This is a genomic window from Tomitella gaofuii, assembly GCF_014126825.1.
In the GTDB taxonomy this organism is placed as follows: Bacteria; Actinomycetota; Actinomycetes; order Mycobacteriales; family Mycobacteriaceae; genus Tomitella; species Tomitella gaofuii.
In genome coordinates this window covers 1,479,806-1,496,878 of sequence record NZ_CP059900.1, presented here as the reverse complement: position 1 = coordinate 1,496,878, position 17,073 = coordinate 1,479,806, and the positions used below count along the sequence as shown (strand labels likewise).

At 72.0% G+C, this 17,073-nt stretch carries 16 protein-coding genes, 1 pseudogene and 1 riboswitch; of the genes and pseudogenes, 8 read left to right on the top strand and 9 right to left on the bottom strand.

Translation table 11 applies throughout. The annotated features are described in order from the left end of the window. Positions 1–34 precede the first annotated feature (34 nt). The 3 genes from mftC to mftA are packed head-to-tail and all read right to left on the bottom strand — an operon-like array spanning position 35 to position 1,728. Entirely contained in the window at positions 35–1,297 is a 1,263-nt protein-coding gene (gene mftC / locus H4F70_RS07025; protein ID WP_182359635.1) for a mycofactocin radical SAM maturase, read from the bottom strand. Between the two features lie 30 nt (positions 1,298–1,327). After that, a complete protein-coding gene (gene mftB / locus H4F70_RS07020; protein WP_182345901.1) occupies positions 1,328–1,624 on the bottom strand; it encodes a mycofactocin biosynthesis chaperone MftB in 297 nt (98 codons plus the stop codon). Next, positions 1,624–1,728, bottom strand: coding sequence for a mycofactocin precursor MftA (mftA, locus tag H4F70_RS07015; protein WP_182345902.1), 105 nt, complete (start codon positions 1,726–1,728; stop codon positions 1,624–1,626). The genes mftB and mftA overlap by 1 nt, the downstream gene beginning before the upstream one ends. A gap of 102 nt (positions 1,729–1,830) precedes the next feature. Here mftA and mftR point away from each other — a divergent pair, with 102 nt between their 5' ends. Then, positions 1,831–2,577, top strand: a complete 747-nt coding sequence (gene mftR / locus H4F70_RS07010) for a mycofactocin system transcriptional regulator (protein ID WP_182359634.1) — start codon at positions 1,831–1,833, stop codon at positions 2,575–2,577. Positions 2,578–2,599: 22 nt separating this feature from the next. Here the strand turns inward: mftR and H4F70_RS07005 are convergent, their stop codons facing one another. Further along, positions 2,600–3,163 carry a DinB family protein gene (locus H4F70_RS07005; protein ID WP_182359633.1) on the bottom strand — a complete coding sequence of 188 codons (564 nt, stop codon included), beginning with the start codon at positions 3,161–3,163 and terminating at the stop codon, positions 2,600–2,602. A 79-nt stretch (positions 3,164–3,242) separates the two neighbouring features. Between H4F70_RS07005 and macS the strand changes: the two genes are divergently transcribed. From macS to H4F70_RS06990, 3 genes are all read left to right on the top strand, one after another. Beyond that, a complete protein-coding gene (gene macS, locus H4F70_RS07000) occupies positions 3,243–4,505 on the top strand; it encodes a MacS family sensor histidine kinase (RefSeq protein WP_182359632.1) in 1,263 nt (420 codons plus the stop codon). A 26-nt stretch (positions 4,506–4,531) separates the two neighbouring features. Then, the gene (locus H4F70_RS06995; RefSeq protein WP_235681506.1) at positions 4,532–5,176 is read left to right on the top strand and encodes a response regulator; all 645 of its coding nucleotides are present in this window, start codon (positions 4,532–4,534) and stop codon (positions 5,174–5,176) included. Between the two features lie 484 nt (positions 5,177–5,660). Then, the gene (locus tag H4F70_RS06990; protein ID WP_235681505.1) at positions 5,661–7,157 is read left to right on the top strand and encodes a DUF2339 domain-containing protein; all 1,497 of its coding nucleotides are present in this window, start codon (positions 5,661–5,663) and stop codon (positions 7,155–7,157) included. Positions 7,158–7,286: 129 nt separating this feature from the next. Here H4F70_RS06990 and metE read toward each other — a convergent pair. Next, a pseudogene (gene metE, locus H4F70_RS06985) lies at positions 7,287–9,547 on the bottom strand (5-methyltetrahydropteroyltriglutamate--homocysteine S-methyltransferase). Positions 9,548–9,743: 196 nt separating this feature from the next. Further along, a riboswitch (cobalamin riboswitch) is annotated at positions 9,744–9,927 on the bottom strand. A gap of 223 nt (positions 9,928–10,150) precedes the next feature. On the opposite strand from metE, the gene H4F70_RS06980 reads away from it, so the two are divergent. After that, positions 10,151–10,546 carry an SgcJ/EcaC family oxidoreductase gene (locus H4F70_RS06980; protein ID WP_182345908.1) on the top strand — a complete coding sequence of 132 codons (396 nt, stop codon included), beginning with the start codon at positions 10,151–10,153 and terminating at the stop codon, positions 10,544–10,546. Positions 10,547–10,593: 47 nt separating this feature from the next. Here H4F70_RS06980 and mftG read toward each other — a convergent pair whose 3' ends face one another. Both mftG and H4F70_RS06970 read right to left on the bottom strand, forming a co-directional pair. Then, the gene (mftG, locus tag H4F70_RS06975) at positions 10,594–12,084 is read right to left on the bottom strand and encodes a mycofactocin dehydrogenase MftG (RefSeq protein ID WP_182359629.1); all 1,491 of its coding nucleotides are present in this window, start codon (positions 12,082–12,084) and stop codon (positions 10,594–10,596) included. Between the two features lie 8 nt (positions 12,085–12,092). Beyond that, positions 12,093–12,968, bottom strand: coding sequence for a LuxR C-terminal-related transcriptional regulator (locus H4F70_RS06970; protein WP_220471777.1), 876 nt, complete (start codon positions 12,966–12,968; stop codon positions 12,093–12,095). Positions 12,969–13,312: 344 nt separating this feature from the next. On the opposite strand from H4F70_RS06970, the gene H4F70_RS06965 reads away from it, so the two are divergent. From H4F70_RS06965 to H4F70_RS06955, 3 genes are read left to right on the top strand one after another with little or no spacing between them, the layout of a single operon-like run. Beyond that, on the top strand, positions 13,313–13,828 hold the full coding sequence (locus H4F70_RS06965; RefSeq protein ID WP_182359628.1) for a MarR family winged helix-turn-helix transcriptional regulator: 516 nt from the start codon (positions 13,313–13,315) through the stop codon (positions 13,826–13,828). A 17-nt stretch (positions 13,829–13,845) separates the two neighbouring features. Then, a complete protein-coding gene (locus tag H4F70_RS06960; protein WP_182359627.1) occupies positions 13,846–14,700 on the top strand; it encodes an AraC family transcriptional regulator in 855 nt (284 codons plus the stop codon). A gap of 5 nt (positions 14,701–14,705) precedes the next feature. Beyond that, positions 14,706–15,122 (top strand): VOC family protein, encoded by a 417-nt coding sequence (locus tag H4F70_RS06955; RefSeq protein WP_182345912.1) that lies wholly within the window; start codon positions 14,706–14,708, stop codon positions 15,120–15,122. Between the two features lie 7 nt (positions 15,123–15,129). Here the strand turns inward: H4F70_RS06955 and H4F70_RS06950 are convergent, their stop codons facing one another. Then, on the bottom strand, positions 15,130–16,206 hold the full coding sequence (locus H4F70_RS06950) for a winged helix DNA-binding domain-containing protein (RefSeq protein WP_235681374.1): 1,077 nt from the start codon (positions 16,204–16,206) through the stop codon (positions 15,130–15,132). Further along, positions 16,203–17,057 carry an MBL fold metallo-hydrolase gene (locus H4F70_RS06945; protein ID WP_220471776.1) on the bottom strand — a complete coding sequence of 285 codons (855 nt, stop codon included), beginning with the start codon at positions 17,055–17,057 and terminating at the stop codon, positions 16,203–16,205. The genes H4F70_RS06950 and H4F70_RS06945 overlap by 4 nt, the downstream gene beginning before the upstream one ends. Positions 17,058–17,073 lie beyond the last annotated feature (16 nt).

The following is a 17,073-nucleotide window of genomic DNA, read 5'->3' as shown; positions in this document are numbered from 1 at the left end:
TTTCCGGTGATCAGGGGAGGTGGCGGGTGCCGATTCAGCGCATCTGCTCGGGCAGGTCCGCCAGCGGGTTCTCGTCGCATGCGCGCGACGGAGGCCGCGTGACGAGGTTGAGCGGGATGGGCGTGCCGGGACCGCTTCCGCGCTTGCGGCCACGGTGCGACTGGTCGACGCTGGGCTTCGGCAGCGCCATGTCGATGCCGCGGTCGGCCAGCAGCGCCTCGCCGTAGCCCTTGACGCATTCCGGATCGGGACCGTCGAGCGGCAGCCCGGTGAAGAACTTCGCGGCCATGCATCCGCCGCGGCACGAGTCGTAGAAGTTGCAGCTGGCGCACGCGCCCGCGGATTGCGGCTCGCGCAGCTCACGGAACAACTCGGCGGACTTCCACACCGACTCGAAGCCGCCGTCGCGCAGCACGTTGCCCGCCAGGAACTCGTCGTGGATGGCGAACGGGCAGGCGTAGACGTCGCCGACCGGGTCGATCAGGCACACCACGCGGCCGGCCCCGCACAGGTTGAGCCCCGGCAGCCCGCCGCCGTTGCCCCCCGCACCGGTGCCGTCGCCGTAGGCGGACAGGTGGAAGAACGAGTCGCCCGTGAGGACCCCTTCGCCGTGGGCGACGAGCCAGTCGTAGAGCTCGCGCTGCTGCTCGGGCAGCGGGTGCAGCTCGTCCCACACGTCCACGGCACGGCCCGACGGGCGCAGGCGGGTGATGCGCAGGGTGGCGCCGAAGCGGTCCGCGAGCGCCTTGAACTCGTCGAGCTGGGAGATGTTGTGGCGGGTGACGACCACCGAGATCTTGGCGTCCTTGAAGCCGGCGTCGGCCAGGTTCTGCAGGGCCGTGGTGGCCATGGCGAACGAGCCCTTGCCGCGCACCGCGTCGTTGACCTCCGCGGTGGCACCGTCGAGGGAGATCTGCACGTCGACGTAGTCGGACGCCGCGAGTCGCTCGGCGACGGCGCGGTCGATCTTCAGGCCGTTCGTGGAGAACTTCACGCCCACCTGGTGGTCGGTGGCGTAGTCGACGAGTTCCCAGAAGTCGGGCCGCACGGTGGGCTCACCGCCGCCGATGTTGACGTAGAACACCTGCATGCGCTGCAGCTCGTCGATGATGGCCTTGCACTGCTCCGTGCTGAGCTCGTCCGGGTTGCGCCGCCCCGACGAGGACAGGCAGTGCACGCACGACAGGTTGCACGCGTAGGTGAGCTCCCAGGTCAGACAGATGGGGGCGTCGAGGCCGGACTCGAACTGGTCGACGAGGCGACCGACCGGCGCCGGCTGCGAAAGTGTGGCGGTCATGGGTACTCCATTACTGCTCGGGGATGCTGCTCAGGCGGCCGACTGGCCGGAACGCACGAGCATGTCCGACGACGCGAGCGTCGTCAGCGCGTGCACGTACAGGTGCCGCGACTGCTCATCGACACCGGCCGCGTCGATGGCGGCGGCGATGGACGGGTGCTCGGGCAACGACTGCACGATCCCCACGACGGTCCGGTTCTTCAGGAACGACAGCTTCCGGGTGCCGAAGTGGTAGAGCAACGCGCCGAACGGCTCGGGGCGCAGCGCCACCTGGGGGTGCAGCCGCCACCCGGGCTCGGTCTCGAACCCGGGGGCGGCGGCAGTCATCAGTAGACCCCGCACATGCCGTCGATCGAGACCTCCTCGATCAGCGACTCCTCGGCCACCACGGTGTCCACGGCATCGGCCTGGACTGCATTGCGGTCGGACATGCGAACCTCCTTCGACGATGGCCACGGCCAGGTGGCGACTGTGACCTGATTCATCACTGTAATGGCATCGGGTGCATAATTGCATCACCGGGAGGAGATCCGATGCCGCACGTCACACAACCCGCCGGTCGGGCAGGTAGGCGCCCCTCCACGAGCGCCGACCGGATCGGCGCCGTCGGGATCAAGCTGTTCACCGAGCAGGGCTTCGAGGCGACGAGCGTCGACGAGATCGCCGAGACGGCGGGTATAGCGCGCCGCACCTTCTTCCGCTACTTCCCCTCCAAGAACGCGGTGCCCTGGGGAGACTTCGAGGGCCACCTGGCGCGCATGCGGGAGGGGCTGGCCGCGCTCCCCGACGGCATCCCGCTCGCCGAGGGGCTGCGCCGCGTGCTCATCCGCTTCAACACCTTCCCCGACGAGGAGGCCGTCACTCACCGGCGTCGGATGGCGCTGATCCTGGGCGAGCAGCCGCTGCAGGCGTATTCGATGCTCATGTACACCGACTGGCGCCAGGCGATCGCCGAATACGTGGCGCGGCGGACCGGTATGCGCCCCGACGAGCACATCCCCCAGTCGGTGGCGTGGACGATGCTCGGCGTGGCGCTGTCCGCCTACGAGAAGTGGCTCGACGGGGCCGACGGCGCCCCCGACGGCTGTCCCGCCGGCGGCGCCGGATCGGTTGCCCGGCTGCACGCCCTGCTCGACGAGGGGATGCGCGTGCTCGACGCCGGCGTGGGATCGCTGCCGGTGGCACCGGGCCCCGCCGCCGGGCCCGCGCCGGCCGGCGCGGCAGAGCCGGCCGCAGACGCCGGGCCGCGGCCCATCGGAAGCGCCTACACGACCCGCTGACGCGCCCGGCGCAGCCCGTCCGTCAACGCTGCGCGGACGGGTAGAGGTCCCGCAACAGCGCCACCTCGGCGAGGTGGTGGATAAGCTCGCGGTGGATGTGCAGGACGAGAGTCGACATCGGGTACTCCGCCCACGGGCCTTCCGTAGGGCCGCACGGCGCCGCCAGCCCGTCCTCGCCGAGACGTTCGACGCCTGCGAGCCAGGCGGCGTACTCGGCGTCCAGTTGCGCCAGCGCCTCCTGCGCGGTGCCGGCGTAGTCGAACGACGTGTAGTCGACATGCTCGCGTCCGAAGTGGCCGGCGTTGCGCATTGCGAGGACGCCGACGATGACGTGCCCCAGGCGCCAGGCGATCGTCGTCACCGGAGCGGGCGACGGTGCGGGGATTGCGAAGTCGATGGTGAAGTCCCCCGAGCCCCCCTCGATGGGAGCGGTGCCCTCTCCTCTCGGATGCACCGTCCACGCTCCCGGGGCCGGCCGCCAGAAGTACTCGTCATCGGTCAATCCGGCGAGCCGTGGCCGTATCTGCTCGTCCCAGTGCAGGGTCATCTGAAAGCGGAGTTGCTCATTCCAGTCGGATGCGTTCATGTCCCCACCGTGGCATGTGAACAGGACAGTTCCCGTCCGCTTTGCGTCTGATCGACGGAGTGTGGTCCATGATCGACGGATGACGAGAACCGGCCGCCCCCGTGCGCCGCGCACCCGGAGGCCCCGCGATCACGCATCGTCCGCCGCCGTGCTGGCCTCGCTGCGCCAGGGCCTTGCCGACGACGATCCGGCGGGGCCACTGTGGCGAGCGGCCCAGGCGTTCCGCGGCGTCGGGTTCCTCTATGCGCTCGGCTTCCTCGTGGCGGTGGATGCGGACCTGCTGCATCCGAAGGCCACCTGGGCGCTGTTCGGCGTGCTCACCGCCGCAAATCTCGCGTGGACCGTCGGCTACCTGCGCGGGTTCGCGCGGCGCGGCGTGTGGGTCGCGAGCGAACTGGTGACGTCGGCCGCGATGATGCTCTCGACCTCGCTGGTCGCCGACGCGGAGTGGATCGCGCACAACCAGACCTGGCCGACCACCCTGTGGATGGCGAGCGCGGTGCTGTCGGCGGCGCTGCTCGGCGGGGCGCGCTGGGGACTGGCGGGCGCGGTGGTCATCGGCGCCGCGAACTACTTCGTCAAGGACGAGGTCATCCTCAACTTCGGGCGGAACGCGACGATGATCCTCCTCGCCGCGGCCGCGGTGGCCGTGGGGCTGGCCGCCACGCGCGCCCGCGTCACGCACGACAGGCTGGCGTCGGCGATCGGGCTGGCGGCCCGGTCGGCCGAACGCGAACACCTCGCCCGCGAAGTGCACGACGGTGTCTTGCAGGTTCTGGCGCTCATCGCCCGGCGCGGGTGTGAGATCGGCGGCGCCACGGAGGAGTTGGCACAGCTCGCCGCCGAACAGGAGCGCAGCCTCCGGCGGCTCATCGCCTCCGCACCGACGGACTCCGCCGCGGACGCCGGGAGCGCGGAGCGTGATCTCGGCGCCGCGCTGCGGGCCCTGGCCGACGACCGCGTCCACGTGAGCACCCCCGCCGAGGCCGTCGAACTGTGCCGCGCGACGGCCGACGAGGTACTCGCCGCCGTCCACAACATCCTCGACAACATGGCGCGGCATGCGGGTCCCGGCGCCCGCGCTCACATCCTGCTCGAAGATGTGGGCGACGAGGTGGTCGTCAGTGTGCGCGACGACGGCACCGGTATCGCACCGGGCCGTCTGCGGGAGGCGACGGACGAGGGCCGGATGGGCGTGTCCCACTCCATCATCGGGCGGATCGAGGACCTCGGCGGTAGCGCCCGCCTGGAATCGGAACCGGGCGCCGGGACAGAATGGGAGCTGACCGTCCCCGCACGTGCGGAAGGGGCGCAGACCGGACGAAAGGCGGGCTCCCGGTGACCGAGTCGCATCCCGCACTCCGCGTGATGGTGGTGGACGACCATCCGTTGTGGCGCGACGGCGTCGCCCGCGACCTCGCAGAGGAGGGTTTCGACGTGGTCGCCACCGCCGACGGCGTCGCCTCCGCCGCCACCCGCGCCGCGGCCGTCCGACCCGACGTGGTCCTGATGGACATGCAGATGCCCGACGGGACGGGCACCGAAGCGACGGCGCAGGTGTTGCGGGCGCACCCCGCTGCGCGGGTACTCGTGCTCTCCGCCTCCGACGAGCGCGACGACGTCCTCGACGCGATCAAAGCAGGGGCCACCGGATACCTGGTCAAGAGCGCGCAGCGGTCCGAACTGGTGGCGGCGGTCGTCGCCACCGGCGACGGGCAGGCCGTGTTCACCCCCGGGCTCGCCGGCCTCGTGCTCGGCGAGTATCGGAGGATCTCCCGCGCCCCCGACACAGACGCCGACGACCCGGTGCTCACGCCCCGCGAGACCGAGGTACTCAGGCACGTGGCGAAGGGGATGTCGTCGAAGCAGATCGCCACGCGCCTGGACATCAGCACCCGCACTGTCGAGAACCACGTAGGCGCCACGCTGCGCAAACTCCAGTTGGGAAACCGCGTGGAGTTGACCCGTTACGCGATCGAGCACGACCTGGACGACGACGCCGCACAGGCGTAAATGACCACGTCGCCTGAGTAGTTCTGCGCATGTTCTCGGTGTCGCACGCGACGATGCTGGATCCATGAACGACTACGCGCCATCCGCCACCGCTGAACGCATCGACGGCCAACTGCGCGAACTGGCGCACCGCCTCGCCGCGGTGAGCGCCGACTTCGCCGCATTCGCCGCCGCACAGCGATCCCCGGCGGCCGGCCCGGCCGCCGGCAATCCGCGGCAGGGGTTGCCGCCGCAGTGCTTGCCGCCGCCCGCGACGCAACGACCCTTTCCCCCTTCCCCGCAACGGCTCCCACCCCCACGACAGCCCCTGTCCCCGCCACGGCCGCAACCACGGCGGCCGTACCCGCAACCGCCGCAGTGTCCGCAACAGTCGCCGCCGTCCCGCGACCGCCTCCCGCGAGCGGCTCGTGGACGCGGCCGAGCGCGGCCTGGTCGGACGCGGCTGGCCGCCGGCGGCGCGGTCATCACGCTCGTGGGGGTGGTCATGCTGCTCGTCCTCGCGGCCCGGGGGGGCTGCTGCGTCCCGAGGTGCGGGTGGCCGGAGGCGCGGTTGCTCGCGGTCGCGCTCATCGCCGCGGGTGCCCGCATCGGCCGCGACGCCGAGCGTCGTGCCGGGGCGATCGCCCTGGTGGCCACCGGAGTCGCGGCAGGGCTGTTCGACACGCTCGCCGCGTCGTCCATCTACCACTGGATTCCCTCGGCCGCCGCCATCGCCGCCGGCGCCGCGATCACCGCCGGCGGCGCCTGGCATGCCCACCGCTGGGACAGCCAGGCGCTCTGTGTTCTGGTGTCCGTCCCGCTGTTCATGTTCGCGCCCATCGTCACCGCGGGCATCGACGAGGTGCTCATCGGCTTCATGCTCGCCTGCACCGCCGCCATGCTGTGGCCGCAGGTGGGCCGCGACTGGACGGTCTTGTTCGTGGTCAATACCGCGGCCGTCACCCTGCCGTTGCTGTTCGCCGGCGTCGGCGACGACCTGAACCCGTGGTTCGTCGGCGCCGCGGTGGCCGCCGGCCTCGCCCTCGCACTCGCGTCGGCGATGGCCCTGCTGCCGACCAGCACCCGGGGAGCGCTGCTGGGCCTGGGCTCCGCGGCCGCCGCGCTGCCGGTGTTCACGCTCCCCACGATGCTCGATCGTCCGGTGGCCGCGGTCGTCGCCGGGGTCTGCACGGTACTGCTCGCCGCCGGCGCGTTGGGCACTTCCCGCCGCGCCGCGGTGCCGGTCTCGTGCCGAACGACCTGGCTCGCCGCCGCGGCGGTCACCGCACTCGCGGCCATCGCCTACGCAGCTTCCGGCGAGGTCGCCACGCCGTGCCTGCTCAGCACGTGCATGGTGATCGCCCTTGGGGCCCGCCGGGCCGGAGATCTGCGACGGGCGCTGCAGATCATCGCGACAGCTTTCGGGGCGGCGGGCGCAGCGGCGATGGTCTACGCCGGCGCGATCGCACAGCTGACGGCGCCCGGCGGCCTCGCCCCGTCGATGCAGGCGTCGATGCTGACCAGCTCGCTCGTGGCGATCGCCGCCGCAGCCGCGCTGACCGTCATGTGGGCCACCGATCCGAGAACGGAGGACGGCCCGATCTGGATCGCCGGCGGCGTGGTCATGCTGACGCTGGCGACCCAGCTGTGCATCAGCACAGCGGATCTGGTCACCGGCGGCACCGAGGGTGGATTCCGCGCCGGCCACACCGCTGCGACCCTCGTCTGGTTCGCCGCCGCCGCGGCAGCCCTCCTGTGGGCGCGCTCGGCGGAGGGGCGTGCGCGGACCGTCGTCCTCGCCACCGGGCTCGTCGTGGCCGCCGCAGGGGTCGCGAAGCTGCTGCTGTTCGATCTTGCGGCGTTGAACGGAATGTTCCGGGTGATCGCGTTCGTCGCCGCCGGGCTGGTGCTGCTCGCCCTCGGCGTCGCCTACACCCAGCGGCACACCGGCGAGGGGCCGGACCGACAGCCCGCCGCCGCCTCCGGCTCCCGGAAACACTGATCAGAATGCCCGATCCGAGCACCCGTTCCCCCGGGGATCAGGGGAACAGGCGCTCGGATGGCGCCGAGGTGCGCGGATCGGAGATGCCCGCAGGCGATCGGCCGGCACGCCGGCGACAACAGGTCCCGCCTAGAGCCCGGCCCGCACGCTCCGCGCCGCCTCGACGAGGTTGCGCAGCGACTCCTTGGTCTCCGCCACGCCGCGGGTCTTGAGCCCGCAATCGGGGTTGGCCCACAGGCGCTCCGCCGGCACCGCCGCCAGCGCCTCTGTGAGCAGCGACGCGATCTCGTCGACGCCCGGCACGCGCGGCGAGTGGATGTCGTACACCCCCGGGCCCCACGCCCAGGTCGAACCACCGCGTTGAGGTCGCCGAGCACCTCCATGTGCGAGCGGGCCGCTTCGAGGGACGTCACGTCCGCGTCGAGCCCGGCGATGGCGCCGATGACCTCGCCGAACTCCGAATAGCACAGGTGCGTGTGGATCTGGGTGGAGTCGGCCACGCCGGAGGTGGCCAGGCGGAACGCCCCCACCGCCCAGTCGAGGTAGTCCTGCTGGTCGGCGGCCCGCAGCGGCAGCAGTTCCCGCAGGGCCGGCTCGTCCACTTGGATGATCCTGATGCCCGCGGCCTGCAGGTCCACCGTCTCGTCCCGGATCGCCAGCGCCACCTGGTCCGCGGTCTCCGCCAGCGGCTGGTCGTCACGCACGAACGACCACGCCAAGATCGTCACCGGACCGGTGAGCATCCCCTTCACGGGCTTGGCGGTGAGCGACTGGGCGTAGGTGATCCACTCGGTCGTCATCGGCGCCGGCCGCCGCACGTCGCCGTAGAGGATCGGCGGGCGCACGCACCGGCTGCCGTAGGACTGGACCCAGCCGTTCTCTGTCGCGAAGAATCCGCCCAGCTGCTCGGCGAAGTACTGCACCATGTCGTTGCGCTCCGGCTCCCCGTGCACGAGCACGTCCAGCCCCAGCTCCTCCTGCAGCGCAACGACCTCGGCGATCTGGGACTGCATGCGGCGGCGGTACTCCGCGCCGTCGATGACACCCTTGCGCAGCTCGGCCCGCGCGACGCGGATTTCCCGCGTCTGCGGATAGGAACCGATCGTCGTGGTCGGCAGCAACGGCAGACCGAGTCCGCGCTGGGCCTTCCTGCGGGCGTCGGCCCCACCCCTTCCCCTCGTCCCCGCGGTCAGCGCGTCGATCCGCGCGCGCAGCGACTGGTCGTGCAGGCGCGGATCCTCGCGCCGCGACCGCACCGCGGCCCGGCCCTCGTCGACGGCGTCCGCCACGGCGTCGCGCCCCTGACGCAAGGCCGCCGCCAGCGTCGCGACCTCCACGGTCTTCTCCGCACCGAACGCGAGCCACGAACGCAGCGGCTCGTCGAGGCCGGTCTCCGCGTCGAGCGTGTAGGGCACGTGCAGCAGCGAGCACGACGTGGACACGGCCAGCGAGCCGACGCTGCCCAGCAGCGTGACGAGCGTGCCGAGCGCACGCTCGAGGTCGGTGCGCCACACGTTGCGCCCGTCGACCACGCCGGCCACCACATGCTTGCGGGCCAGGCCCGGCACCGCCGCGAGCGCGTCCGCGCCGGCGACCAGATCGACGGCGATGCCGTCGATCCCCGTGGCCGTGAGCGCCGGCAGCGCATCGCCCAGACTCCCGAAGTAGGACGCGACCAGGATCGCAGGACGCCGCACCACTGCGGCGAGCTCGTCGTACACACGGCGTACGACGGCGATCTCGTCGGCGGTACGGTCGGCCGCCAGAGCGGGTTCGTCGATCTGCACCCACTCCGCACCCGCCTGGGCGAGCAGACCCAGCAATTCGGCATACAACGGCAGCAGTTCGTCCACGCGATCCAGCAGTGATCCTGCACCGCCGACCTTCTTGGACAGCAGCAGGAAGGTGACCGGCCCGATCACCACGGGCCGCGCCGGCACATCCTGCGCATGCGCTTCAGCGAGCTCACCGAGAAGCTGGGACGGATCCAGGGCGAATCGCGTCTGCGGGGTGATCTCCGGGACCAGGTAGTGATAGTTGGTGTCGAACCACTTGGTCATCTCCAGCGGCGCCACCGTGCCGGTGCCACGGGCCGCCGCGAAATAGCGATCGAGCGGGTCGTCGATGTCCGAGACCCGCTCCGGCAGCGCTCCGAGCATGACGGCGGTGTCCAGCACCTGGTCGTAGTGGGAGAAGGTGCCGACAGGAATCGCGTCGAGACCGGCGGCCCGCTGCTGCTCCCACATGTCCGCGCGCAGCCCCGCGCCCGTCGTCAGCAGTTCGGAGGCTTCGATGCGTCCCGCCCAGTAGGCCTCGACAGCCCTCTTGAGCTCTCGCCGTGGCCCAATGCGGGGGGAACCCAGGACAGTTGCGGTGAAAGTGGTGTCCACGTGTATCTCCAGTACGAACGTCGATGTCGCCACCGCCGGCGGTACGCGCACACGCCTCGAGCCCCTGGCAGCACCGGACTGCGGCGCGGATCCGGCTGTGGATCCCACCCAGCCCCGCTACCGTGCACGTTGTCCTGCACTGTGACACGAACCGGTCGACACGCCCATTCCCCGAGGCGGTGGCCCGACGGGCACGGCGTGCCCGTCGCAACCGGCAGGTCTTCGGACTCGCGGGCCCGCGGCACACCGCCGCCACCTACTGCCCACCGCTTCCCGGGCGTGCGCCCAGTGCTCCATGGCGGGTTTCGTTCCCACTCACCGCTGCGGGACAGTCCCGGATTTCCACCGGGTTCCCTCTCACCGCCTGCGCCGATGCGGCGCGGGGCTTCGACGTCCGGCTCGGCCTTCGGGGCTCCTCGTGACCGGCCGGACGAACCAGCTGCACGGATCAGCATACAACCGGGACCCGGTCGGCCGACACCCGACGGCGGAATATCGTCCTCGGAATTCGTCCGCTGGTTCCCCGGCGTGTCCATCGCAAACACGTCCCGCCTGGAATAACGTCGAGCGTGACAGCATCCGCCGCAGCATGCAGGAGGAACAGTGGCCGTCGACGATTCCGCGAAGCGCAATGCCATCCGCGCGACAGTCCAGTCCTACGTCGACGCCGTCGGCGCCACCGACCCCGACGCCGTGCTCGCCCTGTATGCACCCGACGCGACGGTGGAGGACCCCGTGGGCACGGAGCCGCACCGGGGGAGGGACGACATCGCCGACTTCTACGCGAAGTCCGCCGGCTACCGCAATGAATCCGAGCTGCTCGACTGCCGCATCTCCGGCGACAGCGCCGCGTTCCGGTTCCGCATCACCACGACTCTGCCGGAGCGCACCGTCGAGGTGACCCCCATCGACGTCATGACCTTCGACGACGATGCACGGATCACGAGCATGCGGGCCTTCTGGCACACCTCGGACTACCGGGTCGTCCGGCCGCGCTGAGGAGCGCACCGGCCGGACGGCGCAGCGGGCGTTTCACCGGCGGGCCGTCACGGAACGCGGAGCCCGGACGCGACGAACTCCGCCGCGCGTTCGGCGAGCATCACCGCCGTGGCATGCGGTCCCCGGCTGGGCACGCGCGGGAACACCGAGGTGTCTGCGATGGAGAGCCCGCCGATCCCGTGCACGCGACAACGCGGATCCACCACTGCGGTGCCGGGATCGGTACCCATCGGGCACGTGCCGCTGAGATGCTGCGAGGTGCCCAGGTTCGCCGGCATTCCGTCGATCGGCGTGCCCATCCCCGACGCGTCGAGCAGCCCGCGAGCCAGGTCCACCGCCGCCGCGGCGGCCGCCTCGTCCCGCGGGTCCGATAGATAGTGGTGTTCGATCCGGGGCGCCCCGCACGGGTCGGCAGGGTGCGGAACCATCCGGCCCCTCCCCCACGGCGCCATGAGCGCGGCGCCCAGCACCGGCGGCATCGGCGGATTCCCGGGCACCGCGTCGCCGAACGACGCCGTGTACGGGCGGATCTCCACCGCACCGTCGCCGGTATCGAGGTTGAGGCAGGCCTCGAGGATCGGTGGCGCGGCCCGCTCGCCCGAGACCGGATCGCCGACCGGCGGGGCCGGTTTGTAGGGGATCGTGATCTCCGGGTGGTCGGAGAACTCGCGCCCCACCCCGGGCAGCGCGTGCACGGCGGCCGCGCCGAGCATCCGCGGATCGCCGATCCCCGAGCGCCACAGCAGGGCCGGCGTCTCGATGGCCCCCGCGGCCAGCACCACGTTGTACGCCTGCACCTCCAGCAACCCGCCGTCCCGGAGCACCTGCACGGCCCGCACCGCGCCCGCCGACATCCGCAGCGCCCGCACCGTCGTCCCCGTCCAGACGGTGAGGTTGGGGCGGCCCGCCGCGGCCCTCAAGTACGCGGAGCCGGGGTCCACGCGCATGCCGCGGTCGATATTGCACGGCACGGGGCCGATTCCCGCGGGCCCGCCGGCATTCTTATCGGGTTCTGCCGGAAAGCCCATCGCCTCGGCCGCCGCGACGAAACGGTCCGTCGCCGCACTCCACGACTCCGCGGTGCGGCGGCGCACCGGCACGGGACCGGCGTCGCCGTGCACGGCCGACGATCCGAAGTCGTGGTCGTGCTCCGAGCGCCGGAAGTACGGGAGCGCGTCGCCGTACGACCAGACGGTCCGGCCCGGCCGGCCGCCGGTCGCACGCCCCCACGCGTCGAGGTCGGCCGGCGTGGCGCGGACGAAGTATGCACCGTTGACCGCGCCGGAGCCGCCCGGACCCCGTCCGCGGACGAGCGTGCCCGCCACGCCGTGTCGCAGCGTCGTCGCATAGTGGTGTGCATGCGGCGAGCCGGGCCCGATCGGCAGGATGTGCGCGGGCCACGGACCGCGCGTCGCCACGCCCGTGCCCGACTCGATCAGCAGCACCGAGCACGCGGGATCCTCGCTCAGCCGCGCCGCGAGCACCGAGCCGCATGAGCCGCCGCCGACGATGACCACGTCGGCGGCGCGCACGCCCACGCCGCCGCTCAGAGCGCGCCGAGACGCCGTGCCGCGACGACGGCCTCGATCCGGTTGTTGGCACCCAACTTGCGCATGGCGGTGCGCAGGTAGCTTTTGACGGTCTCGGCGCCCACGCCGAGACGCTCGCCGATGAGCGCATTGGTATGCCCCATCGCCACCTGGACAAGGACCTCCCGCTCGCGCGGGCTCAACTGCACGCGGGGCGGCGCCCGGCGGGGCTCCGCGGTGGCCATCCCCCCGTTGTCGACGCCCGGAACCACACCGGCACCCGACGCGCCCTCCAGCTGGGCGACCACGTCCATGAGCTCGTCCCGCACGGCGGGATCGTCCACCCGGCCGGCCAGGTCGAGCAGCCGCCGGCGGATCTCCGGCGGCGCGTCCTCGAGCGCGTTCTCGTCCGGCAGCGGGAAGATCGCGCTGGACGGGTTCCGGCGCTCCATCGCGTCACGCACCGCCAGGTCCTGTTCGAGCACGCGGCCCACGGTGACCATGGAGTCGATCACGCGGTCGCCGATCGCAACGGTGCCCCGCAGCGCGCCATAGAGGACCCCGCGCACGGAACGGCCGACCATCACGGGCACGCCGACCATCGTGCGGATGCCCTCGCCGGTGACGGCCTCGTCGTAGTCATGGGTGATGGCATCGGCCCGGGCGTAGTCGTTGACCAGCACGGGCCGCCGCATCGCCATGGCCTTGCCGCCCAGGCCGGAGCCTGCCTGCACGCGCAGGCCGCGCATGGTTCCGCTCTTGGCGCCCACGAACTCCGTGATCTGGAGCCTGTCCCTGCCGGTGATCGCACCGCCGAAGACCATCGGAAGGCCCGATTCCCTGTGCAGCCGGCCGACGGCGTCACGAATGGCCACGCGATCGTCGTGTGCCACCTGTACTCCTTCACCTGAAACCGATCGGCGCCGTGAACGCACGTGCCGACTGAAGGCTGCTGTCGGTGCTCCGCCGGCGGGTCACCCGCTGGCGGGAACCCGGCCGGCCGGGGCACGCGACGAGACGCCCGTCACATATCACGATAAGCCAGTCCGCGTCCCCGTCGCATCCCGATAGACGTATACCCGCGTGCGCCGCGCACAGCCACCCCCATTCAGGGGTGGTTCGCCGCACCCCGTGACCGGCACGGCCGCCGGACCTCGGACACGACCGACGCTCCAGCGCGGAGAAGTCCGTGACCTTCCGATAATCGGCCTGTCCGCTATCGGTAGAATCGGCCTCTATGAGCCCGCAGAACCCGCTGCCAGAGGACCCCATCGCGGAGGCCCGCCGCCAGTGGGTCGCGCACGGCTGGGGGTCGGTTGCGGACGGAATGGCCGCGGTGACGTCGGTGATGCGCGCGCACCAGATCATGCTCAGCCGCGTCGAGAAGGTGCTGCGTCCCCACGGGCTCACGTTCGCGCGGTACGAGATGCTCATGCTGCTGGTGTTCGCACGCAACGGCGCCCTGCCCATGAACAAGGCCAGCGCGCGCCTGCAGGTGCACCCCACCAGCGTCACCAACGTGGTGGACCGCCTCGAGGCCGCCGGACTGGTGCGCCGGCAGCCGCACCCCAGCGACCGCCGCACCACGCTGGTCGAGGTCACCGACGAGGGCCGTCGTCTCGCCGGCGTGGCCACCGGCAGGCTCAACGACGTGGTCTTCGCCGAACCCGGGCTCACCGGCCCCGGGGTCGAGCAGCTCGTCACGGTGCTCACCGAACTGCGCCGCGACGCCGGGGACTTCGTGGAGCCCTGAACGATGGCCGCGCCGCCATGAGCACCCGCGAGTTCGTAAACCGGGCATCGCCGGTACCCGGCGTGCTCGCGCTCTACGGGTACTCGTCGGACGGGCTGGACGCCGGGCTGCACCGCGGGATCCCGTCGCGGGGGCTCACCTTCATAGTCAGCATGGACGACCCGGTGGAGGGTGCCGAAACGCTCCCCCACTGGAACGCGGGGCACCTGACCGCGTTCGACTCCCTCGTCGCCGGACTGCACGTCGCCCCCGCCTACATCCGGCAGCCCACACGGCAGCGGGGCATCCAGATTGCGGTGCATCCGCTGGCGGCGCCCGGGCTGTTCGGAGTTCCCGCCGGCGAGCTGGACCGGCGCACGTGGCAGGCCGAGGACGTGCTCGGCCCCGGCATCACCGCGCTGCGTGAACAGCTGCACGAGATCCCCACGTGGAACGGCCGGTTCGACGTCGTCGAGGACTACCTGCGCGCCCGCCTGTCCGCGGAGCGGTTCCGGTTCCGCCCGCGCGACGAGGTGCGGGAGGTCTGGGCGAGGCTGGCCGCGGCGGACGGCGCGGTCCCCGTGTCCGTTCTCGCACGGGAGACGTGCCTGAGCGAACGTCAACTGGCGGTGCTGGTGCGCCGGGAGCTCGGCCTGACGCCGCGCGACCTCGGGCGGCTCATGCGGTTCGACGCCGCCTTCGGCGCGCTCACACGCGCCGTGCGCGGCGGTCTCCGTCCCCCGCTGGCCGACCTCGCCGCCGCCCACGGCTTCTATGACCAGGCCCACCTGGCGCGCGAGTTCCGGCGCTTCACCGACACTTCGCCCAGTGCGTTCGTGCACGAGGAGATCGGAAACATCCAAGCCGGGGGTCACCGTCGCGCGGGAGACTGAGCGGCATGAACACGACAGACGACACCACCACCCCGGCGCCCACCGTGTGGCCGTCGCTGCAGGCGCGCGACGCACGGACCCTCATCGACTGGCTCGTCGGCACGCTCGGCTTCGTCGAGGCAGCCTGCTACACCGACGGCGGGCGCATCGTCCACGCCCAGCTCGCCTGGCCGGAGGGCGGCGGCATCATGCTCGGCGACCACAAGCCCGGGGCCGAATGGGCGCTGGAGCCCGGGACGTTCGGCGCCTACGTCGTCACCGACGACGTCGACGGTCTCTATGCGAAGGTGCGGGCCGCGGGCGCGGACATCATGCGCCCGCTCGCAGACCAGGACTACGGGAACCGGGAGTTCGCCGTGCGCGACCCGGAAGGCAACAAGTGGAGCTTCGGCCCCTACCGCGGCGAACCGGTGCCGCGGTAGGAACGGTTCACGGCAGGGCCGCGAAACGCCGGGGCAGCGCCGTCTCCACCGCCTTCGAAAACGCGGTGAACGGTTCGGCGTCGACGCGCACCGCCTTGCCGCTGCCCCTGCGCTTCCACGTGCCCACGACGCGGCCGCCCGACACGACAGTGCCGCGGAACATCCCGTTGTTCCCCGGCACCACCTTGCCCGCGTGTTCGTCCGGCAGCGCCGCCCCGCGCGTGCCATAGCCCAGCAGGAACTCGTCGAATCCCGGCAGCAGAAGAACCCCGCCGGCGGCGCGTCCGGTCCCGGCGAGCAGCTCCGGGGTCTCCGGCGCCATCAGGTACTCGGTGCCGCCCACCGTCCACGACTCGAGGCTGCCGGCGACCTCGGCCACCGCCGCGCGGATCGCGTTCAGCGGCAGCTTGGTCCACCAGGCGAAGTCCCGGACCGTCGCCGGCCCGTGGCTGCGGAAATATCGCAGCACCCACTGCGCCAGCGCCTCGTCGGGCGCCGGCACCGCGGCCGGCCGGATCCAGTCGGACACCGCGACGATGCGCTGGCCGCCGTCCGCGAACGGTCCGAAGCACAGGTCGCCGCCGACGGCGAGGGTGAACAGCAGGCGGTAGCCGCGGCCGCTGTCCGCCATCAGGCCCGCCTCCGACCACAGGGCCAGCAGCTCGTCACGCGAAAGCGACCCGCGCTCCGCGAGAGCCGCGAATGCCGCCGCCCGCGCGCGGTCCAGCAGCGCCTCGTCGACGCCGCGGAGTTCGCGGTTGCGGGCGGTGGCGCGCAGAGTCCGCTCGCCGGTGAGCGACAGGATCCAGCCGAGGTCCTCCGCGGGGATCAGGTGCAGCGTGCCGCGCATCGGCCAGGTGCGCACGATCGCGCCCGCGTTCATCGCGTCCACGACCGCCTGGCGCGAGCGGCCCGTCACCCGCAGCGCGGCCGACGTCATCGCGCCGGTCAGGTCCTGGCCCTGCATCGCGGACATGTGGCGGACTGCCGCGGCCGCATCCGGCAATCCGTCGCCCACCAGCCGCTGGGCGGCCAGCCGCAGGCGGGCGATCTCCCTCGACTGCGTCACCGTCGCGCCGCTCACAGGACCTCCCCCAGGTGCCGCAGATAGCGTTCGGCCGAGCGGCGGACCGCGGCCTTCGCACCGCCTTCGGCCTGCTCCCCGTCGAGGACCTTGCCCCACCACGCGCCGTAGACCATGTCGAAATCGTAGGGTTCGAGCATCCGCACCGCGCGGCGGACGGTGTCCGGATGCTCCGGGATGAGGTTCGGATAGCTGTACATGAAGCTCACCCAGCGTCGGTCTGCCACCACCTGGAGGATGTCCCCGGAACACACCGCGCCACGGCCGTCGGCGCCGGGCCAGTGCACCACGGTGCCGCCGGCGAAGTGCACGCGCAGGTTCAGCAGAGTGCGGCCGGGCAGCACCTCGAGCGAGTCCCCCTCCCACAGCCGCACCGGGTCCGACCTGCCCCGCACGCAGTGCTCCACCCAGTGCGCGTCGTCCGCGTGCACGTACACGGGGATGCCGCCGAACGCGTCGGACCACTCGAGCATCGCGCTGTAGTAATGCGGGTGCGAGATCGCGATCGCCGCCAGGCCACCCAGCTCGCCGATGCGTCGGACGGTGTCCTCGTCGACCAGGCTGATGCAGTCCCACAGCAGGTTCGCGGGAGCGCCGTCGGCGTCCTCGCCCGGCACGATGAGCGCCCGCTGGCCGATGCCGAACCACGGCTCGGTGCCCACGCCCCACACCCCGCGCGGCTCCTGGCGCAGCACGTTCGCATGGTCGCCGCGGAGCGACCCGAGCGTGGTCCACTGCTGCCCGCCGTAGCCGATGTACTGGCGTTCCTCGTCGCACACCGGGCAGCGGGCGGTGTCGTGACCACGGGGGAACTGCACGCCGCAGGTCACGCAGATCGGATGGTCGCTCACGGAACCGATGGTGCCA